General features: G+C 68.7%; 17 protein-coding genes. 6 read left to right on the top strand and 11 right to left on the bottom strand.

The annotated features are described in order from the left end of the window. On the top strand, positions 1 to 896 hold an 896-nt coding region (locus tag DLJ58_RS25970; protein ID WP_208741340.1), incomplete at its 5' end, for a pectate lyase family protein. 39 nt (positions 897 to 935) lie between these two features. Here the strand turns inward: DLJ58_RS25970 and miaB are convergent. After that, positions 936 to 2,429, bottom strand: coding sequence for a tRNA (N6-isopentenyl adenosine(37)-C2)-methylthiotransferase MiaB (miaB, locus tag DLJ58_RS25965; protein ID WP_124860139.1), 1,494 nt, complete (start codon positions 2,427 to 2,429; stop codon positions 936 to 938). Positions 2,430 to 2,667: 238 nt separating this feature from the next. Between miaB and DLJ58_RS25960 the strand changes: the two genes are divergently transcribed. After that, positions 2,668 to 2,916: a DUF2277 family protein gene (locus tag DLJ58_RS25960; protein WP_124860137.1), complete on the top strand. Its 249-nt coding sequence runs from the start codon at positions 2,668 to 2,670 to the stop codon at positions 2,914 to 2,916. 48 nt (positions 2,917 to 2,964) lie between these two features. Here the strand turns inward: DLJ58_RS25960 and DLJ58_RS25955 are convergent, their stop codons facing one another. Together DLJ58_RS25955 and selD are read right to left on the bottom strand one after the other, a co-directional pair. After that, complete coding sequence (locus tag DLJ58_RS25955; RefSeq protein WP_091400520.1) at positions 2,965 to 3,444, bottom strand: hypothetical protein; 480 nt, start codon at positions 3,442 to 3,444, stop codon at positions 2,965 to 2,967. A 230-nt stretch (positions 3,445 to 3,674) separates the two neighbouring features. Then, positions 3,675 to 4,664, bottom strand: a complete 990-nt coding sequence (gene selD, locus DLJ58_RS25950; RefSeq protein ID WP_124860135.1) for a selenide, water dikinase SelD — start codon at positions 4,662 to 4,664, stop codon at positions 3,675 to 3,677. 195 nt (positions 4,665 to 4,859) lie between these two features. On the opposite strand from selD, the gene DLJ58_RS25945 reads away from it, so the two are divergent. The 4 genes from DLJ58_RS25945 to DLJ58_RS25930 are packed head-to-tail and all read left to right on the top strand — an operon-like array spanning position 4,860 to position 8,264. Continuing rightward, on the top strand, positions 4,860 to 5,615 hold the full coding sequence (locus DLJ58_RS25945) for an amino acid ABC transporter ATP-binding protein (RefSeq protein WP_088946762.1): 756 nt from the start codon (positions 4,860 to 4,862) through the stop codon (positions 5,613 to 5,615). A gap of 56 nt (positions 5,616 to 5,671) precedes the next feature. Beyond that, positions 5,672 to 6,547, top strand: a complete 876-nt coding sequence (locus tag DLJ58_RS25940) for a glutamate ABC transporter substrate-binding protein (RefSeq protein WP_124860133.1) — start codon at positions 5,672 to 5,674, stop codon at positions 6,545 to 6,547. 41 nt (positions 6,548 to 6,588) lie between these two features. Further along, positions 6,589 to 7,296 carry an amino acid ABC transporter permease gene (locus tag DLJ58_RS25935; protein ID WP_112586661.1) on the top strand — a complete coding sequence of 236 codons (708 nt, stop codon included), beginning with the start codon at positions 6,589 to 6,591 and terminating at the stop codon, positions 7,294 to 7,296. Further along, the gene (locus tag DLJ58_RS25930; RefSeq protein ID WP_124860131.1) at positions 7,293 to 8,264 is read left to right on the top strand and encodes an amino acid ABC transporter permease; all 972 of its coding nucleotides are present in this window, start codon (positions 7,293 to 7,295) and stop codon (positions 8,262 to 8,264) included. Before DLJ58_RS25935 ends, DLJ58_RS25930 begins: the two co-directional genes overlap by 4 nt. 151 nt (positions 8,265 to 8,415) lie before the next feature. Here DLJ58_RS25930 and DLJ58_RS25925 read toward each other — a convergent pair whose 3' ends face one another. From DLJ58_RS25925 to DLJ58_RS25890, 8 genes are all read right to left on the bottom strand, one after another. Then, the gene (locus DLJ58_RS25925; protein WP_124860129.1) at positions 8,416 to 8,790 is read right to left on the bottom strand and encodes a hypothetical protein; all 375 of its coding nucleotides are present in this window, start codon (positions 8,788 to 8,790) and stop codon (positions 8,416 to 8,418) included. 114 nt (positions 8,791 to 8,904) lie between these two features. Beyond that, the gene (locus DLJ58_RS25920; RefSeq protein ID WP_208741338.1) at positions 8,905 to 11,397 is read right to left on the bottom strand and encodes a glycoside hydrolase domain-containing protein; all 2,493 of its coding nucleotides are present in this window, start codon (positions 11,395 to 11,397) and stop codon (positions 8,905 to 8,907) included. A 550-nt stretch (positions 11,398 to 11,947) separates the two neighbouring features. Then, positions 11,948 to 13,714 carry a ribonuclease Y gene (gene rny, locus DLJ58_RS25915; protein ID WP_124860127.1) on the bottom strand — a complete coding sequence of 589 codons (1,767 nt, stop codon included), beginning with the start codon at positions 13,712 to 13,714 and terminating at the stop codon, positions 11,948 to 11,950. A 554-nt stretch (positions 13,715 to 14,268) separates the two neighbouring features. After that, positions 14,269 to 14,973 carry a 3-keto-5-aminohexanoate cleavage protein gene (locus DLJ58_RS25910; RefSeq protein WP_124860124.1) on the bottom strand — a complete coding sequence of 235 codons (705 nt, stop codon included), beginning with the start codon at positions 14,971 to 14,973 and terminating at the stop codon, positions 14,269 to 14,271. A 37-nt stretch (positions 14,974 to 15,010) separates the two neighbouring features. Continuing rightward, the gene (locus tag DLJ58_RS25905; protein WP_124860122.1) at positions 15,011 to 15,709 is read right to left on the bottom strand and encodes a regulatory protein RecX; all 699 of its coding nucleotides are present in this window, start codon (positions 15,707 to 15,709) and stop codon (positions 15,011 to 15,013) included. A 14-nt stretch (positions 15,710 to 15,723) separates the two neighbouring features. Then, positions 15,724 to 16,770, bottom strand: a complete 1,047-nt coding sequence (recA, locus tag DLJ58_RS25900) for a recombinase RecA (RefSeq protein ID WP_007456801.1) — start codon at positions 16,768 to 16,770, stop codon at positions 15,724 to 15,726. A gap of 184 nt (positions 16,771 to 16,954) precedes the next feature. Then, the gene (locus tag DLJ58_RS25895; RefSeq protein ID WP_030489422.1) at positions 16,955 to 17,155 is read right to left on the bottom strand and encodes a DUF3046 domain-containing protein; all 201 of its coding nucleotides are present in this window, start codon (positions 17,153 to 17,155) and stop codon (positions 16,955 to 16,957) included. Between the two features lie 5 nt (positions 17,156 to 17,160). Continuing rightward, the coding region (locus DLJ58_RS25890) for an MFS transporter (RefSeq protein WP_124860120.1) at positions 17,161 to 17,816 on the bottom strand (656 nt) is incomplete at its 5' end.

The following is a 17,816-nucleotide window of genomic DNA, read 5'->3' as shown; positions in this document are numbered from 1 at the left end:
CCCCGCCACCGTCGAGCACTCCCCCGCCCGGCCAGCAGCCGTCGGCGCTGGTCGGCTGGGCCACCCAGAACGGCGGCACCACAGGTGGCGGCAACGCCGCCACGACCACCGTCAGCAACGCCTCGGGCCTCACCAGCGCGCTGAACGCGACAGGCGCCGCAGTCATCCGGGTGACCGGGACGATCACCTGCTCGGGGATGCTGCGGGTTCGGTCCAACAAGACCATCCTCGGTAACTACGGGGCGACGATCGTCGGCTGCGGGTTCAACGTCAGCGGCGACCGCAACGTGATCATCCGCAACCTGACCTTCCGCAACTGGAACGACGACGCGATCAACGTGCAGGAGTCGGCCACCAACATCTGGATCGACCACAACAGCTTCAGCAACGGGTACGACGGCGCCGTCGACATCAAGCGCGGCTCGGACTTCGTCACCGTCTCGTGGAACCGGGTCTTCAGCCACGACAAGACCATGCTGCTCGGTCACAGCGACGACAACGCCAGCCAGGACGTCGGTCACCTGCGGGTGAGCTACCACCACAACTGGTTCGACGGCAGCAACCAGCGCAACCCCCGGGTGCGCTTCGGCAACCCGGTGCACGTGTACAACAACTACTACCGGGCCAACGGCGGCTACGGCGTGGCGTCCACCGAGAACGCCGGCGTGCTCGTCGAGGGCAACTACTTCGAGAACGTCGACGACCCGTACCACCTCGGTGAGGGGGACTCGGGGCCCGGCAGCCTGGTCGCCCGCAACAACCACTTCGTCAACTCGCCGACCGGCCAGACCGGCGGCAGCGTTGCCAGCATCCCGTACTCCTACCAGCTGGACACCGCGAGCAACGTCAAGTCCATCGTGACGGCGGGCGCCGGCGCCGGCAAGATCACCGTCTGACCGCGGAGGGGCCCCTCGGCGAGGGGCCCCTCCGTGCGGTCAGTGGGTGGCGCAGCCAGCGGCGGGGGCAGCCACGACCGGCGGTGCGCCGATCGTCGGCAGACCGAGCAACACCCCAGGTGTACGCGGGGAGCGACCCGCCTCGGCCGCGTCACCGGCCCGGGTGCGACGGTGCGCCACCGGCGCTCCGTCGGCGTTCAGGTGGTGCGGCGCGGCGTACGTGACTGTGGTGTGCACGATGTCGCCCGGCCGGATCTGACCGGCGAGGGACTGCCCGTCGGCGGTCTCGGTCGCGAAGTGCACCAGTCGACCGTCGCGGGCCCGACCGGACATCCGGCCGGTCCGCTCGTCCTTGCGGCCTTCGCCGACCGCGACCAGCACCTCGACGGTCTCACCGACGAGGCGCTTGTTCTCCGCCCAGGTGATCTCCTCGACGCATGCGATCAACCGCTCGTAGCGTTCCTGCACGACCTGCTTGGGCAGCTGATCGTCCATCGTCGCGGCGGGGGTGCCGGGCCGCTTCGAGTACTGGAAGGTGAAGGCCGAGGAGAACCGGGCCTCCCGGACCACGTCCAGGGTGCGCTGGAAGTCGGCCTCGGTCTCACCGGGGAAGCCGACGATGATGTCGGTGGTGATCGCCGCGTCCGGCATCGCCGAGCGGACCTTCTCGATGATCCCCAGGTAGCGTTCGGAGCGGTAGGACCGGCGCATCGCCCGGAGCACGTCGTCGGAGCCGGACTGCAACGGCATGTGCAGCGAGTGGCAGACGTTCGGCGTCTCGGCCATCGCGGCGATCACGTCGTCGGTGAAGTCCTTCGGGTGCGGGCTGGTGAAGCGCACGCGCTCCAACCCGTCGATGTCGCCGCAGGCGCGCAGCAGCTTGCCGAACGCGTACCGGTCGCCGAATTCCACACCGTACGAGTTGACGTTCTGCCCGAGCAGGGTCACCTCCAGCACACCCTCGTCGACCAGCGCGCGCACCTCGGAGAGGATGTCGCCGGGGCGCCGGTCCTTCTCCTTGCCGCGCAGCGCCGGCACGATGCAGAACGTGCAGGTGTTGTTGCACCCCACCGAGATCGACACCCAGCCGGCGTACGTGGACTCGCGGCGGGTGGGCAGCGTGGACGGGAAGACGTCGAGGGACTCCAGGATCTCCACCTCGGCGGCGGCGTTGTGCCGGGCCCGCTCCAACAGCACCGGCAGCGCGCCGATGTTGTGGGTGCCGAAGACGACGTCCACCCAGGGGGCCTTGCGGACGATGTCGCCGCGATCCTTCTGGGCGAGGCAGCCGCCGACCGCGATCTGCATCCCGGGGTGCTTGTCCTTGACCGGGCGCAGACGACCGAGGTTGCCGTAGAGCCGGTTGTCCGCATTTTCCCGCACCGCGCAGGTGTTGAAGACCACGATGTCCGGGGTGTCGTCGCCAGCGGGTGCACGCTCGTATCCCGCCTGCTCAAGCAGGCCGGAGATGCGTTCGGAGTCGTGCACGTTCATCTGGCAGCCGTACGTGACGACGTTGTAGGTCCTAGCCACCCTGTTGGTGCCCCTTCCCCTCGGGCTACCAGGGTAGCGGCCCGGTCCGGGGGGACCTCCGACCGGCGTTGTCCCGTCCTGCGGCGTTGGCCCGCCGCCCCACGGTGAGGGTCAACGGCGGGCAGTTCGCTGCGGCACAGAACGTATTTCTGGGCGATTCGGGGTCTTCGCGGAACAGGCAACAGCCCCAGCGATGTCATCGTTGGTCGAGTAGCGCACCAACCGAGGAGGAACCCACATGTGCCGGAGCATCAAGACGCTGCGTGAGCCGTTCACCCCGCAGGTGACCGACGCGGACGTCGAGGCGGCAGCGTTGCAGTACGTCCGGAAGATCTCTGGCTTCCGGGCGCCCGCCGCGCACAACGCCGCCGCGTTCGACGCAGCGGTGGCCGCCGTGGCCGAGGCGACGCGCACCCTGCTCGACCAACTGGTGGTGCGGGGTGCCGGATCGGGCACCACCGACCGGTCGGCCACCGCCACCAGCTGACCGCCGCTGACCGGCACGGCACCCGGCCGGGCCTGACCCTGGAGAGGGTCAGGCCGCGGCGAGCGCCGGAGCGACAGTGTCAGGCGCCCAGCGCGAGCGGTGGCACTGCGACCAGCCCCGGCAACCCGGGTCACCCAGCGAGCAGAGCCGCAGCCTGCTGAGCACCTCACCGTCCTCAGTGTCCCGCACGTCGAAGTGCACCGGACGGACCGTGCCGTCCGGAGCGACGAGCAGGTGCCGGCCCGCGTCGAGCGTGTCGTCGCGCAACAGGCAGTTGCGGCCCAGCAATCGGGCCAGTGCGGCGATGCTCGCGTGCTCGGAGAGCTGCTCGGGCACCCCGTAGCAGTCCACCACCGTCGCGAACTCGCCCGGCGCCTGCCAGACGTCACACACCACCGCGTACGCCGGCAGCCTCGCCGGGTCGGCCACCGCCAGCGGCATCACCACCCGACCAAGCGCTTCCGCCAGCGCCGGGTAGACCTCAACGGGTTGAGCCCCGTCGATTCTCCAGTTCCACAGCTCGGTCATTCCGCCTCCTCGCTGCGTTCGTCTCCACCGGCCTCCGGATCGGGCCTTACACACGATGGTGGGGGGCATTTGACCCCAGCCGGGGGCAAGTTACCGGTCTGTGACCATTCCGGGCAAAATTTCCCTGAGCTGCATTGCTCGGAGTAGCGGGAAGGTGACAGTTTATCGGGTATGGTGCGCCATTCGCGCCACCGCCCCCGCGTGTCCCGCCGCAGGTCGACGGTGCCCGGTCAGCGCAGGACGACCCGATGCTCCCCCCGTGGCAGCAGCTCGCCCACCACCGGAGCCCCGGGCACCTCGCCGGCGACCAGCAGGCCACCGGAGGTCTGCGCGTCGGCAAGCAGGAGCCGCTCCGCCTCGTCCGCCGCGCCGAAGTCGGTCCACGGGGTCACCCACTCCAGGTTGCGTCGGCTGCCGCCGCTGACGAACCCGTCGCGCAGCGCTTCCCGCGCGCCGGCCAGATAGGGCACCCGGGCGGTGTCGATGGCCACCGTGACCTGGCTGGCCCGGGCCAGCTTCGAGGCGTGCCCGAGCAGCCCGAACCCGGTCACGTCGGTGCCGCACCGGATGCCGGCGGCGACCGCCGCGCGGGCGGCCTCCCGATTGAGTGCGCTCATCGTGGCCACCGCCTCCGGGAAGCTCTCCCCGGTCGCCTTGTGCCGGGTGTTCAGCACACCCACCCCGAGCGGCTTGGTCAGCGACAACGGCACCCCGGCCCGCCCGGCGTCGAGGGTGATCAGCTCCTCCGGTTTGACCGTGCCGGTGACCGCGAGACCGTACTTCGGGCCGTCGTCGTCCACGCTGTGCCCGCCGGCCAGGTGACAGCCGGCCTCCCGCGCCACGTCCTGGCCGCCGCGCAGCACCTCACGGGCCAACTCCAGCGGGAGCACGTCGCGCGGCCAGCAGAGCAGGTTGAGCGCCACCAGCGGGGTGCCGCCCATCGCGTACACGTCGGAGAGCGCGTTGGCCGCGGCGATCCGACCCCAGTCGTACGCGTCGTCGACCACCGGGGTGAAGAAGTCGGCGGTGCTGACCACGCCGGTCCGCTCATCCAGGCGCACCACCGCCGCGTCGTCGCCGTGGTCCAACCCGACCAGCAACTCGGCGGTGCCGGTCGCCGGGCCGAGACCGGCCACCATGATCTCCAGCTCGCCCGGCGGGATCTTGCAGGCGCAGCCACCGCCGCGGGCGTACTTGGTCAACCGTACGGGTTCGGTCATCCACCAATGATCGCGACAAGGCGCCACGATCGCCACCGCGACCACCCATCCGGTGACCAAAATCGGACGCCCGAGAACGATCGTGACCGGTGTTACCGCTCCGTGACCCGCTGGGTTGCGTTCTGCCACATCAGGCCGCCTACAGTGGCCGCACCGGGGGTCAACCGACCCCGATCCGGGAGACGACAGGGGACGGTGGACGACGTGACGACGGGCGAACCGCTCATCGTGCTGGACGCGGTCAACAAGTGGTTCGGGCCGCTGCACGTGCTGGACGACGTCTCACTGTCGGTGGGTCGGGGCGAGGTGGTCGTGGTGATCGGCCCGTCCGGCTCCGGCAAGTCGACGCTGTGCCGCACGATCAACCGACTGGAACCGATCAACTCGGGCACCATCACCTTCGACGGTCAGCCGCTGCCGGCCGAGGGCAAGCCCCTCGCGAAGCTGCGCAGCGAGGTGGGCATGGTCTTCCAGTCGTTCAACCTCTTCGCGCACAAGACCATCCTGGAGAACGTCACCCTCGGCCCGATCAAGGTCCGCAAGGAGAAGCCGACCGCCGCCCGCGAGCGCGGCCTGGCCCTGCTGGACCGGGTCGGCATCGCCAACCAGGCGGACAAGTTCCCGGCCCAACTCTCCGGTGGCCAGCAGCAGCGGGCGGCCATCGCCCGGGCGCTGGCCATGCAGCCCAAGGCGATGCTCTTCGACGAGCCGACCAGCGCCCTGGACCCGGAGATGGTCGGCGAGGTGCTCGACGTGATGACCTCGCTGGCCAGCGACGGCATGACGATGGTCGTGGTGACCCACGAAATGGGCTTCGCCCGGCACGCGGCGAACCGGGTCATCTTCATGGCCGACGGGCAACTGGTCGAGGACGCCCCACCGGCGGAGTTCTTCGCGAACCCGCGCAGCGAGCGGGCCCGAGACTTCCTCTCCAAGATCCTCACGCACTAGGCGTCCGTAGTGGAGCGCGCCGTACTCGGTGGGCTCCGTTGAAGAAGGAGAAGAGTATGCGTATCAAGCGCGTTGCGGCAGTCGCCGCGGTCGCCGCCCTGGCGCTCGGCCTCACCGCCTGTGGTGGCGACGAGGGCGGGGACACCGGTGCTGGCAGCAAGTCCTTCACCGCCGGCAGCACCATGGAGAAGCTGAACAAGGCCCAGAAGATCAAGGTCGGCACCAAGTTCGACCAGCCCGGCTTCGGCCTGAAGGGCCTCTCCGGCAAGCCGGAGGGCTTCGACGTCGAGATCGCCAAGATCATCGTAAAGGAGCTCGGCATCCCCGAGGACAAGATCGAGTGGGTCGAGGCCCCCTCGAAGGTCCGCGAGGACGTGATCGTCAACGGCACTGTCGACCTGGTCGCCGCGACGTACACGATCAACGACAAGCGCAAGGAGCGGATCGCCTTCGCAGGCCCGTACTACGAGGCCGGCCAGAACATCATGGTCAAGAAGGACGACACCACCATCACCGGTCCGGACTCGTTCAAGGACGGCACCAAGAAGGTCTGCTCGGTCACCGGCTCGACGCCGTTCGAGGAGATCAAGAAGTACGTCAAGGACGTCGCCACCCAGTTGGTGCCCTTCGACACCTACGACAAGTGCCGGGACGCCCTCAAGAGCGGCCAGGTCGACGCCGTCACCACGGACAACGTGATCCTGCTCGGCTACATCGCCAAGGACGAGGCGTCGTTCAAGCTGGCCGGCAGCAACTTCACCAAGGAGCCGTACGGCATCGGGGTGAAGAAGGAGGACGCGGACTTCCGCAGCTTCATCAACGACACGCTGGACAAGGCCGTCTCCGACGGCAGCTGGAAGAAGGCCTGGGACAACACCGCCGGCAAGTTCGGCGCGGAACTGGGTTCGGCGCCCACCATCAACCGCTACTGATCTGATCCTTCGATCTGGAGGGTGGGGAGGAACACCAACCCGTGAACGTGCTCATCGACAAGTTCGACGTCTTTGCGGGTGGTTTCTGGCTCACCCTCCAGATCTGCATTCTCGCCGCGATCGGTGCCCTCGTCCTGGGCGCCATCGTTGCGGTGCTGCGCATCTCACCGGTGCCGCCGCTCCGCGCGCTCGGCACCGGCTACGTGAACGTCTTCCGCAACATGCCGTTGACAGTGGTGATGTTCTTCGCCGCGTTCGGCCTGCCGGCGCTCGGCTCCAACGCGGACTTCCTCCGCATCCCGGTGCTCGACTCGCTGTTCACCCGGCTCGGCACCGACCTGCCGTACTTCCGGTTCGCGCTGATCGCCCTGGTGCTCTACACCGCGGCGTTCGTCTGCGAGGCGCTGCGGTCCGGGGTGAACGCGGTGCCCGCCGGCCAGGCGGAGGCGGCGCGGTCGCTAGGCCTGACCTTCGGGCAGAACCTGCGCTACGTGGTGCTGCCACAGTCCTGGAAAGCCTCGATCGTCCCGCTCGGTTCCGTGATCATCGCGATGATCAAGAATTCGGCGCTGGCCGGCTTCTTCGGGGTTGCCGGTGACCTGTCGGCCACGGCCGACCAGCTCACCGGGGCCGAGGGCTACGCCTTCGTCCCGGTCGCCATCGGCATCTCAATCGGCTACCTGATCATGACCGTGCCCCTCGGCGCCCTGCTGGACCGGATCGAGAAGCGACAGGCGGTGGCCCGATGAGTCAGCAGACCAGCGTCCTCTACGACGTCCCTGGCCCCCGGCAGCGGCGGATCACCCTGATCAGCAGCATCGTCGCCGGCGTGGTCCTGCTCGTCGGCGCATACTTCCTGATCTACCGGCCCCTGGACGAGAATGGCCAGCTCTCGATGGAGCTGTGGGGCCCGTTGATCGACCCCTCCAACGAGAACTTCTCCCAGGTGTGGGAACGGATCGGCCTCGGTTTCAAGAACACCCTGCTCGCCGCGGCCCTGGCCATCGTGGCTTCGCTGGCGGTCGGAACGCTGCTGGCCGTGCTGCGGATCCAGCTCAAGAGCCTGATCCGACGGCGGTTCACCGGCGTGGCGACGCCGGTGGCGTACCTGCTGCGCGGGCTGAGCAGGGTGCTGTCGGCGGTCACCCGGGTCTGCGTCGAGGTGTTCCGCGGCCTGCCCGTCGTGCTCACCATCTTCTTCGTGGCTCGCGGTTTCCCCGAGTTCGGCCTCTACTTCGACAACTTCTGGTACCTGGTCATCGGCCTCACCATCTACAACTCGGTGGTGATCGGCGAGATCCTCCGCTCCGGCATGGAGGGGCTGCCCGGCGGTCAGGCGGAGGCCGCCGCCGCCATCGGGCTCTCGCCGGCGCAGACCACCCGGATGATCCTGCTGCCACAGGCATTCCGGGTCATGCTGCCGGCACTGATCAGCCAGCTGGTCGTGGTGCTCAAGGACACCTCGCTGGGGTTCATCATCAGCTACGAGGAGACCCTGAACATCGGCAAGCAGCTCATCGGCGTGCTGAGCAACCCGATCCAGGTCTACGTCGTGATCGCCGTGCTCTTCATCGTGGTGAACTACTCGCTGTCGAAGCTCGCCCAGTACGTCCAACGGCGGCTCGCCCGCGGCCGCAAGACCGCCGGCACCCCGGCACAGAACCCGCCGGCGGCTGCCCTGATCTCCCAGGCCGGGGGCGGAGGCGGCGGCAACTGACGCCAGGTCGCGCCTGGCGCCTGATCGATTCGACTCCCGTGATATCGGGGCATCCCTTCGTCTGGGATGCCCCGATATTTCGATCGGGAACGCCGCAACGGCCGCATCGCCGCGCGCACCGGCTCTTCTGATCCCTGAGCCCTCGCTTGCCTCAGAAGCTGCGGTCGGTGCCGAACCAGAACCAGAGGAACGGCAGGGCAAGTGCTACGAGGGTCACCGCCAGTAGAGGCAGGGACGCCACGAGCCGCACGGCCCGGAACCGGCGCCACTGCCGACGATTGAAGAGCACCGCGGCGACCAACAGCACCACGCCCGTGACGGCGATCTCGACGACGGCGAAGCGGGCGCCGTCACGGCCGTAAGGCGCGACGACGTCTTGGCCGTTGATCGCGCGAAGGTAGTAGGTGAGGGTGTCGAGAGCGGCGATCGGCACGATCGCGCACAGGCCGATGACCAGGTTGCCGGCCAGCCAGACCAGCACGATCCGAAGGAGGCGCGTGCGGTTCGCGGTCGCCGGCACGGTCATTGACTGCCTCGCAATTCGACAAGGGCATCCATGAGGGCCGGTTCCTGGTCAGGAGGCGGACAGCCAGCTGGCCAGGAACCGGTCGGGCCTACATCGGTCGATGGGACTGCTCGGTCAGCGTTGCCGCACGGTGGCGTTGAACCGCTCGAAGACCCGGTAGACGCCGATGAGCTCTTTGCCGTAGGTGATCGAAAGGTCACCGTCGCCTTGGTAGGACGCGAGCATACTCTGCATCTCTGCCTCGGTGTAGGTCAGCCGTTGCCCGGTGATACCAGCGCGCCGGGCGCCACCTTCGAAGAGCATGAGTGGGACCGTGCTGATGTTGTAGTTGTCGTCCTCGTTCAGTCGCTGCCACTCGGCCCACATCTCGTGCCAGTTGCCGGGGTCCATCGGGGCACCTCGATGCAAGCCGTTGTTGCGCGCCCAGTTCTTTGCGCGCATCGACGCCCAGGCAAAGATCTGGCTGACCCCGGTGCTGCAGTCAGGGTTTTCCGGCATGGGGGTCGGGGGTTGGCCGATCATGCCACTACGGCGCCACGCCTCTTCCTGCGTCAGGTAGTTGTACCAGAGCCGAACCGCTGTATCGGACACGATCGTGTCCTCATAGGTCATCTTCCAGTATTCCCAGAAGGGGTTGGACTGGAACAGCGCCTTACGCACATTGAACGAATTGGACAGGTTGGTGATGAGCTCGTCATAGGCGAGCACCTTGTCGACAGCCTCGTCGATGTCATGTATGAGCAGGGTGGTCGCCGTGTCCAACGAGTTGCAGTAGGTTTCCATGGCGGCGACCAGATCGTTGCGCAGCGCCATGTCGAACCGCACGTCGGGCTTCGGTCCGACGTCCCGAACCTTGCCCTGACCATAGTCCCGGCCCGAGAAAATGTTGTTGTCGATCTCGATGCGCCCGTCACCGGAGCCGATGGTGACGGTGGAGATCTGGTCGAACGCCCAGTCCCTCGGCAGCGGGAAACCGAGGTTTCCGCTGAATCCGGTCGACAGGTCGGCGACGAAGCTCGACTCGGTCAGGCCCGCGTCGGCCAGACGGCTACACACGTTCCGGGCACCATAAACTCCGATACGGTACGGGTTGTGCAGCTGATCCATGGTCCGCTGGATGGCGCGGAAGTGCGGGATGATGTTGCTGGTGATATCGCTGTTGAGCGCATCGAAGTCGACGGCGTGGTAAATGATGGTGTCCCGGTCGAAGCCGTAACCCGCCGCCGCCTGCACACTGAGACTGGCATCCCGGGCGCCCTGCTGCTCACTGAAGTAGGAAACCTCGCCGCCCCAGGTCTGGTAGATGGGGAAGATTCGCAGTTTCCCCGCGAAGATGTCGGCGATCTCGCCCGGCTTGATCTTCTTGTCCAGGCTGGTGTTCGGCACGTTGGTCAGATAGCGGCCGACCACCCGGTAACCGGCGTTGTACAGCGTCTGCGCCCGGGCTGGCGTGATCGTCGTGACGCAGTCCACGGCGCCGCCGACCCGGCTGGTATCTCCGGTGCTGACCAGCAGCGAGCACCACGTCTGGTAGTCACCCTTGCCGGTGACCGGGAGCGCCGAGAAATTCTGGAACTGGCTCACCAGACTGCTCGTCTGACTGCCGAACGCTCCGTCGAAGGACACCGTGTACCGGTTGAAGATCATACCGGCCTGGAACAGTCGGATGAACGAGCTTGAGCCGCTGTCCGACTGGTTGACCGAGATGCTGCCCCGCGCCCTGAGGCCGGCCTGCGTGTTCGGCCCGAAGACGCCGTTCGGTGAAGCGATGTTCAGCTCGATCTGCAGCGCGTAGATGAGCGCGTTCGCGACGTCTCGGGAGGGATGTCCGTCGGCCGGGATGATGTAGAACCAGGACTCGTTGACGTACTTCCGGTTCATCCACTGCTGGACGTTGCGCACCTCAGTGGAGCCGTTCTCCACGACGACATAGGCGTCCATCGTCAGCAACGCCTTGAACACCTTGGGGCTCACGAGGTTGCTGACCTCGGTGAACCCCATGTTGGTGCGCAGTTGGGCGATCGAGTTGGTGGTGACGGCGCCCCACACGCCGCTGATGTCCTCGCCGTAGTAACCCTTGCAGTACAGCCCACTCTGGATGATCTTGATGATGTTGGCGGGTGCAGTGGGGCTCACCAACCCATACTTGCTGGCCAGGGTGGAGAGGGTGGTCGGGCCGAAGGTGTCCGACGTCGCGGTGATGCCGAGCTCGAGCTGCAGCGCACGCGTCAGCGCGTACATCGTCGGCCAACCCGTCCGGCCGTCCTCCGGCGCCCGCACGTAACCGGCCCGATTGCCGTAGGTCGCGTTCACCCACTGCTGGGCTCGTAGCACCCACTCGTCGACGGAGGCCGCGAGCAGGCCCGGGGCGCGCACATTGAACTGCAGCACGCGCATGTCACCCTGCTGCCGGGCCAGGGCGGGAGCGACCTTCGGCTGGACCGCCGCGGAGTCCGTCAAGGGCTTGACCGGCGGGACCGCGCGGGGGCCACCCGAGGGTTCCGCAGGCGCGGCCACCGCCGGGCTTCCCACCACAGCGGCCGCGCCGGCACTCGCGCCGGCGGCACCGATGAGCTTGAGTAGATTTCGTCTGGGAATGTGCACCATCAGCTGCCCCCGATTATCTAGATGATACGCCCGGACCCAATTGCGGAGACCGAGAACCTGCCTGAAAGAAGAGCCCTACGCACCAACGAAGAATCGAATTCGATAATTCGGTGGCGCGCTTCTTCCTAATGGTTGAATCGGGCTTCCGGTAGACCTCACGCGGCATTGAGCCCGTTGTGTGCGTTGCCAAACGGCCTCATGGCACAGGGACGCCAATCAAGGGCGTCGTTTGATCGGTTGAGCGAATAACCACACGTGGTCGACTTCGAAGTCAGTCCGAGAAGTTGACGACCAACTATCCCCATGAAGAGATCTTTACTTATGTCTGCTGCCGACGCAAGCCTGAAAAATCAGACAACGCGTACCGATGCAACCGGTTTGCGGCATTGACGTCAGCCTCCGAAAGGGCCTTGATCCCAGCGACCCTCTGGCCGGGTGACTGCTTGCCCGCCGCGCGGAAACGCTCCGGTCGCTGCCCGCACCGAAGGTAGGGCAGCGCCGGAGCGCCGGTCCGCATCTGCCCCGCCCTGGGCGGGGCAGATGCGTCGGGTCAGCGGGCGATCTCGGTGACCCGGGACTCGCGGACCACTGTCACCCGGATCTGACCCGGATAGGTCAGCTCCTCCTCGATCTGCTTGGCCACGTCGCGGGCCAGCACCGCTGCCCCGATGTCGTCGACGTCGTCCGGCTTGACCATCACCCGGATCTCCCGGCCGGCCTGCATGGCGAAGACCTTGTCCACGCCGAGCTTGCCCGCCGCGATCTCCTCGATCCGTTCCAGCCGCTTGACGTACGCCTCCAGGCTCTCCCGGCGCGCGCCCGGTCGACCACCGGAGCAGGCGTCGGAAGCCTGTGTGAGCACGGCCTCAATGGTCTGCGGGGGCACCTCGTTGTGGTGCGCCTCAATGGCGTGCACCACGTCCTCGTGTTCGCCGTACTTGCGGGCCAGGTCCGCGCCGATGATGGCGTGGCTGCCTTCCACCTCGTGGGTGAGCGCCTTGCCGATGTCGTGCAGGAACGCCGACCGTTTGATGATCGGCACGTCCAACCGCAGCTCGGCGGCCATGATGCCGGCGATGTGGGCGGTCTCGACCAGGTGCTTGAGTACGTTCTGCCCGTACGAGGTGCGGTAGCGCAGCCGGCCGAGCAGGGTCACCAGCTCCGGGTGGATCTCGGTGATGCCGACCTCGACCAGGGCGTCCTCGGCGGCGCGGAGACAGAGTTGCTCCACCTCCTGCCGGGCCAGGTCGTAGACCTCCTCGATCCGGTGCGGGTGGATGCGCCCGTCCAGGACCAGCTTCTCCAGGGTCACCCGGCCCACCTCGCGACGGACCGGGTCGAAGCAGGAGAGCAGCACCGCCTCGGGGGTGTCGTCGATGATCAGGTTGACGCCGGTCACCGACTCGAAGGCGCGGATGTTGCGCCCCTCCCGGCCGATGATCCGCCCCTTCATCTCGTCACCGGGGAGGTGCAGGACGCTGACCACGCTCTCCGCGGTCTGCTCGCTGGCGACCCGCTGGATCGCGTCCACCACGATGTGTCGGGCGCGCTGCTCGGCCGTGTTGCGCGCGTCGGACTCGATGTCCCGTACGAGCAGCGCCGCTTCCCGCTTGGCCTGCGTCTCGATGGCGTCGACCAACTCCAGTCGGGCGGACTCGGCGGTGAGCCCGGCGACCCGCTCCAGCTCCCGGCGGCGCAGCTCCTCCGACTCGGTCAGCTCGGCCTCCCGCTGGGCGAGCGCGGCCTCCCGGGCGGCGAGGGCAGCCTTCGCGGCGGTGAGCTGCCGCTCCCGCTCGGCGGACCGCTCCACCTCCTCGGTGTGCATCCGCTCCCGCTCGTCCATCCGAGCTGCCCGACGTTCCACCTCGGCGGCCTGCTCCCGGGTGGTGGCGGCGAGCACCGCGACCTCCCGCTCGCCGCTGCGCCGGGCTGCCGTCCGCAACTGTTCGGCGTCCGCCTCGGCCTGCTTGTGGGCGCGCTCCAGAACGGTGTCCGCCTCGGCCCGGGCGTCGTCGAGGACCCGCCGCGCCTCGGCGCGGGCCGCCTTCGCCTCGGCCTTCGCCGCCGCCGCCTCGGTACGGGCCGCGGCGGCCGCTGACTTCGCCACGTCGATCGTGCTGTTCGCCTGGTCTGCCGCGGTCCGCAGGGCCGCTAGGGACTGCTCCTGGCGGTCCTTCTCGGCGATGAAGGCGGGATCCTCCGGGGCCGGCGCGGCGCCCATCCGGCGCAGTGTCCGGATGCCGACCAGCACGGCCCCGATCACCACCACCGCGAGGACGAGGACGGCCGCGAGGAGCACGACGTCGAACGCGTTCATGCCGGGACCCCGTCGGGTCTACCGGTGAACCTGTGCCGCCGCCCCGCCATGGCCGCCTCCCCTAACGTCGAGACCGCAGCGACCGTGCCGGGGGCACACTCCTGCGGCTGTGGACGCCCGACCGGAGCGGCTGGCCGTGGGTAGCTTTCTCCGCCGGCGGTGCCCGTGGGCAGCGTCGGCGACCGGGTGCAGTTGTCGCAGCGTTCCGGACCGGCCTGTCCGGAACTGCCGCCAAAGGCCGCGGAGTCGGCCAAAGTGATGCTGTTCTGTTACGCGATCTATGTTGTGCGCTTAGCCTGCGCTGGTCGGGCAATGTGAGCCTGTATGGCGAGGCTAGGTCGCCGGGGGTGCTCCGGTCAAGGACTCATGATCAAACCCCCCGAACGGAGAGAAGTTGAACCATCACCGCGCGCTGATATCACGTCGGACAGGAAGGGACAAACTCCGCGAGGTGCGCTGCCCCCTGGACGCGTCAGGCCTGCTCAGTGCCGTCCAAGGGGTCGCCGGACGGGGCCGACGACCGAGCGAGGTGTGACCCAACCGTCTAACCGACGTCAGCTGGCACCGACCGCCACCGCTGCCGCGACCAACGCCGCATTGTCCGCCGCGGGCGAGCCGTCCGGCAGGCACAGGGTGTCCTCGAGCCCGATTCGGGTGTGCAGACCCCGGCGTACCGCCTCGGCGAGGACCGGCCAGGTCGCCGGCCCCTCGGCATGCAGCAGCACCGACGGCGCGTCCGCCGGCAGCGCGGCGAGAACCCGGGAGGCGTCGGCCAACGCGACCGCCACGTCCTCGGCCATGCACTCGACCAGAACCCGCCCGGCCGGCACCCGCCACCTCCGGTACGCCGCGACCGCGTCGAGCGTCCACAGCCCTGCCTCGACGAGCACACCACGCTCGTGCAGGGCGGCCGCGACCGCCTCGGCGCCAGGCTCGTGCGCGTTGACCGAGGCGAAGTCGGGCAGCACCGGCCAGGCCCGGACGGCGGCCACCCGGGCAGCCGGATCCGGCACGATCCAAGCTCCGGTGCTCACCCCCACCGGCAGCCCCGGCCGGGCGGTACGGATCGCGGTCAGCGCGTCAGCGATCACCGCCGGCCGCAGCGACTCGACGCCGGCCTCGTTTCGGGGATGGACGTGCACGGCCGCGACCCCGAGCGCCGCGCAGCGAGCCGCATCGGCGGCAAGCTCCGCCGCCGTGAGCGGCACGGCCGGATGGGCCTGCCGGTCGCGCCCACCGTTCAGACATGCCTTCAACATCGCGCCCGCACCTCCATCGGAAGTCGCAGCGGACCGCTCACTCGACCAGACGGTTGTCGCGCTCCAACTCGCCCTCGGCGTCGGCGAGCGCGTCGGCGTCGATCTGCTCGGCGAACTCGGCCGCCTCGGCGCTCTGCGCCGCCAGCGCGTCCTTCACCGCCCGAATGGCCACGCCAGGCGGGTAGCCCTTGCGGGCCAGCATGCCCACCAGCCGGCGGAAGACCGCGTCCGGCTCGCCTCGGGCGGTGCGCAGCTTGCGCTCCACGAGGCCACGGGCGGTGTCCGCCTCGGTCTCCTCGTCCAGCTCACCGAGCGCCTCGGTGGCCACCTCGCCGTCCACGCCCTTGCGGCGCAGCTCGTTGGCGAGCGCCCGGCGAGCGAGGCCGCGCCCGGCGTGCCGGCTGGACACCCAGGCCCGGGCGAACGCGGCGTCATCGATGATGCCGACCTCGTCGTACCGGTCGAGGACCTCGGCCGAGACCTCCTCGGAGATGCCCCGCTTGGCCAACGCCCCGGCCAGCTCGGCCCGGGTGCGGGGCCGGACGGCGAGCTGGCGCAGACAGATCTCGCGGGCCACCTCGGACTCGTCGCGCGGAGGGGCCGGAGACTCGACGGTGTCGGCCTCCTCGGACCGACCCCGGCGACCTCGCCGAGGGCGGGGCGCATCGGTGGCGTCGCCCGTACGAGGCGGACTGGCATCCCAGCCCCGCCCCGTACGAGCGCGTCGTCCTGCCATGGGTCAGCGACCGGTCAGAAGTCGACCGGCGGCAGCTCCGGGCCACCGGCGGCGTCACCCGCGCCGACCCCGACGCCGAGCTTCTCAAGGATCTTCTTCTCGATCTCGGCGGCCACGTCCGGGTTTTCCTTCAGGAACTCCCGGGCCTTCTCCTTGCCCTGGCCGAGCTGGTCGCCGTCGTACGTGTACCACGCTCCGGACTTGCGGATGATCGCCTGCTCCACGCCGACGTCGATCAGCGAGCCCTCACGCGAGATGCCCTTGCCGTACATGATGTCGAACTCGGCCTGCTTGAACGGCGCGGCGACCTTGTTCTTCACGACCTTGACCCGGGTGCGGTTACCGACCACGTCGGTGCCGTCCTTGAGGCTCTCGATGCGTCGCACGTCGAGCCGGACCGAGGCGTAGAACTTCAGCGCCCGACCACCGGTGGTGGTCTCCGGGCTGCCGAACATGACGCCGATCTTTTCCCGCAGCTGGTTGATGAAGATCGCCGTGGTGCCGGTGTTGCTGAGCACACCGGTGATCTTCCGGAGCGCCTGGCTCATCAGCCGGGCCTGGAGGCCGACGTGGCTGTCGCCCATCTCGCCCTCGATCTCGGCGCGCGGCACCAGGGCCGCCACCGAGTCGATCACGATGATGTCCAGAGCACCGGAGCGGATCAGCATGTCCGCGATCTCCAGCGCCTGCTCGCCGGTGTCCGGCTGGGAGACCAGCATCGCGTCGGTGTCGACGCCGAGGGCCTTCGCGTACTCCGGGTCGAGCGCGTGCTCGGCGTCGATGAAGGCGGCGATGCCGCCGTTGCGCTGGGCGTTGGCCACCGCGTGCAGTGCCACCGTGGTCTTACCGCTGGACTCGGGGCCGTAGATCTCGACCACCCGGCCACGGGGCAGGCCGCCAATGCCGAGGGCCACGTCGAGCGCGATGGAGCCGGTCGGAATGATTGCGGTCTGGACGACCGGCCGGTCACCCAGCCGCATCACCGAGCCCTTGCCGAATTGCTTGTCAATCTGAGCGAGAGCAAGGTCGAGTGCCTTCTCCCGGTCAGGCCCTGCTGCCATGGTTGCCACCCCTGCCTTCGCCGGCGTCTTTGCTGAGCTTCGCGTCACGCGGACACGCTAGGCGCTAGGTCCGACAGAAAACCAGCCGACGGGCCGCGAGCTGTGGACGAGCACCCCGCTGTGGACAATAGCCGAACAGGTGTACGACTCGACAAGCGACACGCGGAACCGGCGAAAAGGCTGCTCAGCGTAGTCGAGCGGGCACCCGGTCGGGGTACGCGGCACAGACCGCCCGCCACACCACGTGTGTCTGCTCCCCCGATGCCAGGGCCTGCTCGATGGTCCGCCCACCGAGCTGGGACAGCACCTGATCGCGGGCGATGCTGGCCGCGTAGCCGGGCCCGAACGCCTCGTCCAACCGCGTCCAGAAGTCGGTCAGCCGCACAGTGATCAGCCCTCCTCGTCCGGTGCCCCGGTCGGCACCGGGCGCAACGCTAGCGCCACCAGGGGCGCCGCCGCGACCGCCGCGAGCAGGGTGAGCACGGGATATCCGGCGAACTGCATGACAAACCCGCTGACCACGGCGGCCCCGGCCCCGGCCAGCCCCATGATCAGGTCGGACAGCCCCTGGACGCTCGGCCGCACCTCGGCCGCCACCGACTCGGACAGCAGGGTCGAGCCGGCCACCATCGTCCCCGACCAGCCCAATCCGAGCAGGACCAGACCGACCGAGAGCCGAGGCGTGTGGTGCCCTGCGGTGCCGGCGACCGCGCAGGCGGCCAGCAGCAGCCCGACCCCACCGAGGATCACCGCCCGTCGACCGAGCCGGTCGGTGAGCCAACCGACCACCGGGGAGAACGCGTACATGCCGGCGATGTGCAGGCTCAGCACGATGCCGACCAGCCGCAACACGTCGGCGTCGGCGTGCGACTCCCCGAGCCGGACCGGAGTCATCGCCATCACCGCCACCATCACCAGGTGACCCACCGCCACGGCGGCGATGCCGAGTCGGGCGGCGGGCTGTCCGCGTACCACCGACCAGGCCGCACGCATCCCGGCGCCGCGCGGCGCGCGCACCTCGACCGGCGCGGCGGCCGGCGTCGCAC

Source organism: Micromonospora arida (genome assembly GCF_003857035.1).
Taxonomy (GTDB): domain Bacteria; phylum Actinomycetota; class Actinomycetes; order Mycobacteriales; family Micromonosporaceae; genus Micromonospora; species Micromonospora arida.
Note: the sequence above shows the minus strand (reverse complement) of the source record. Positions and strands in the feature narration are given on the sequence as shown.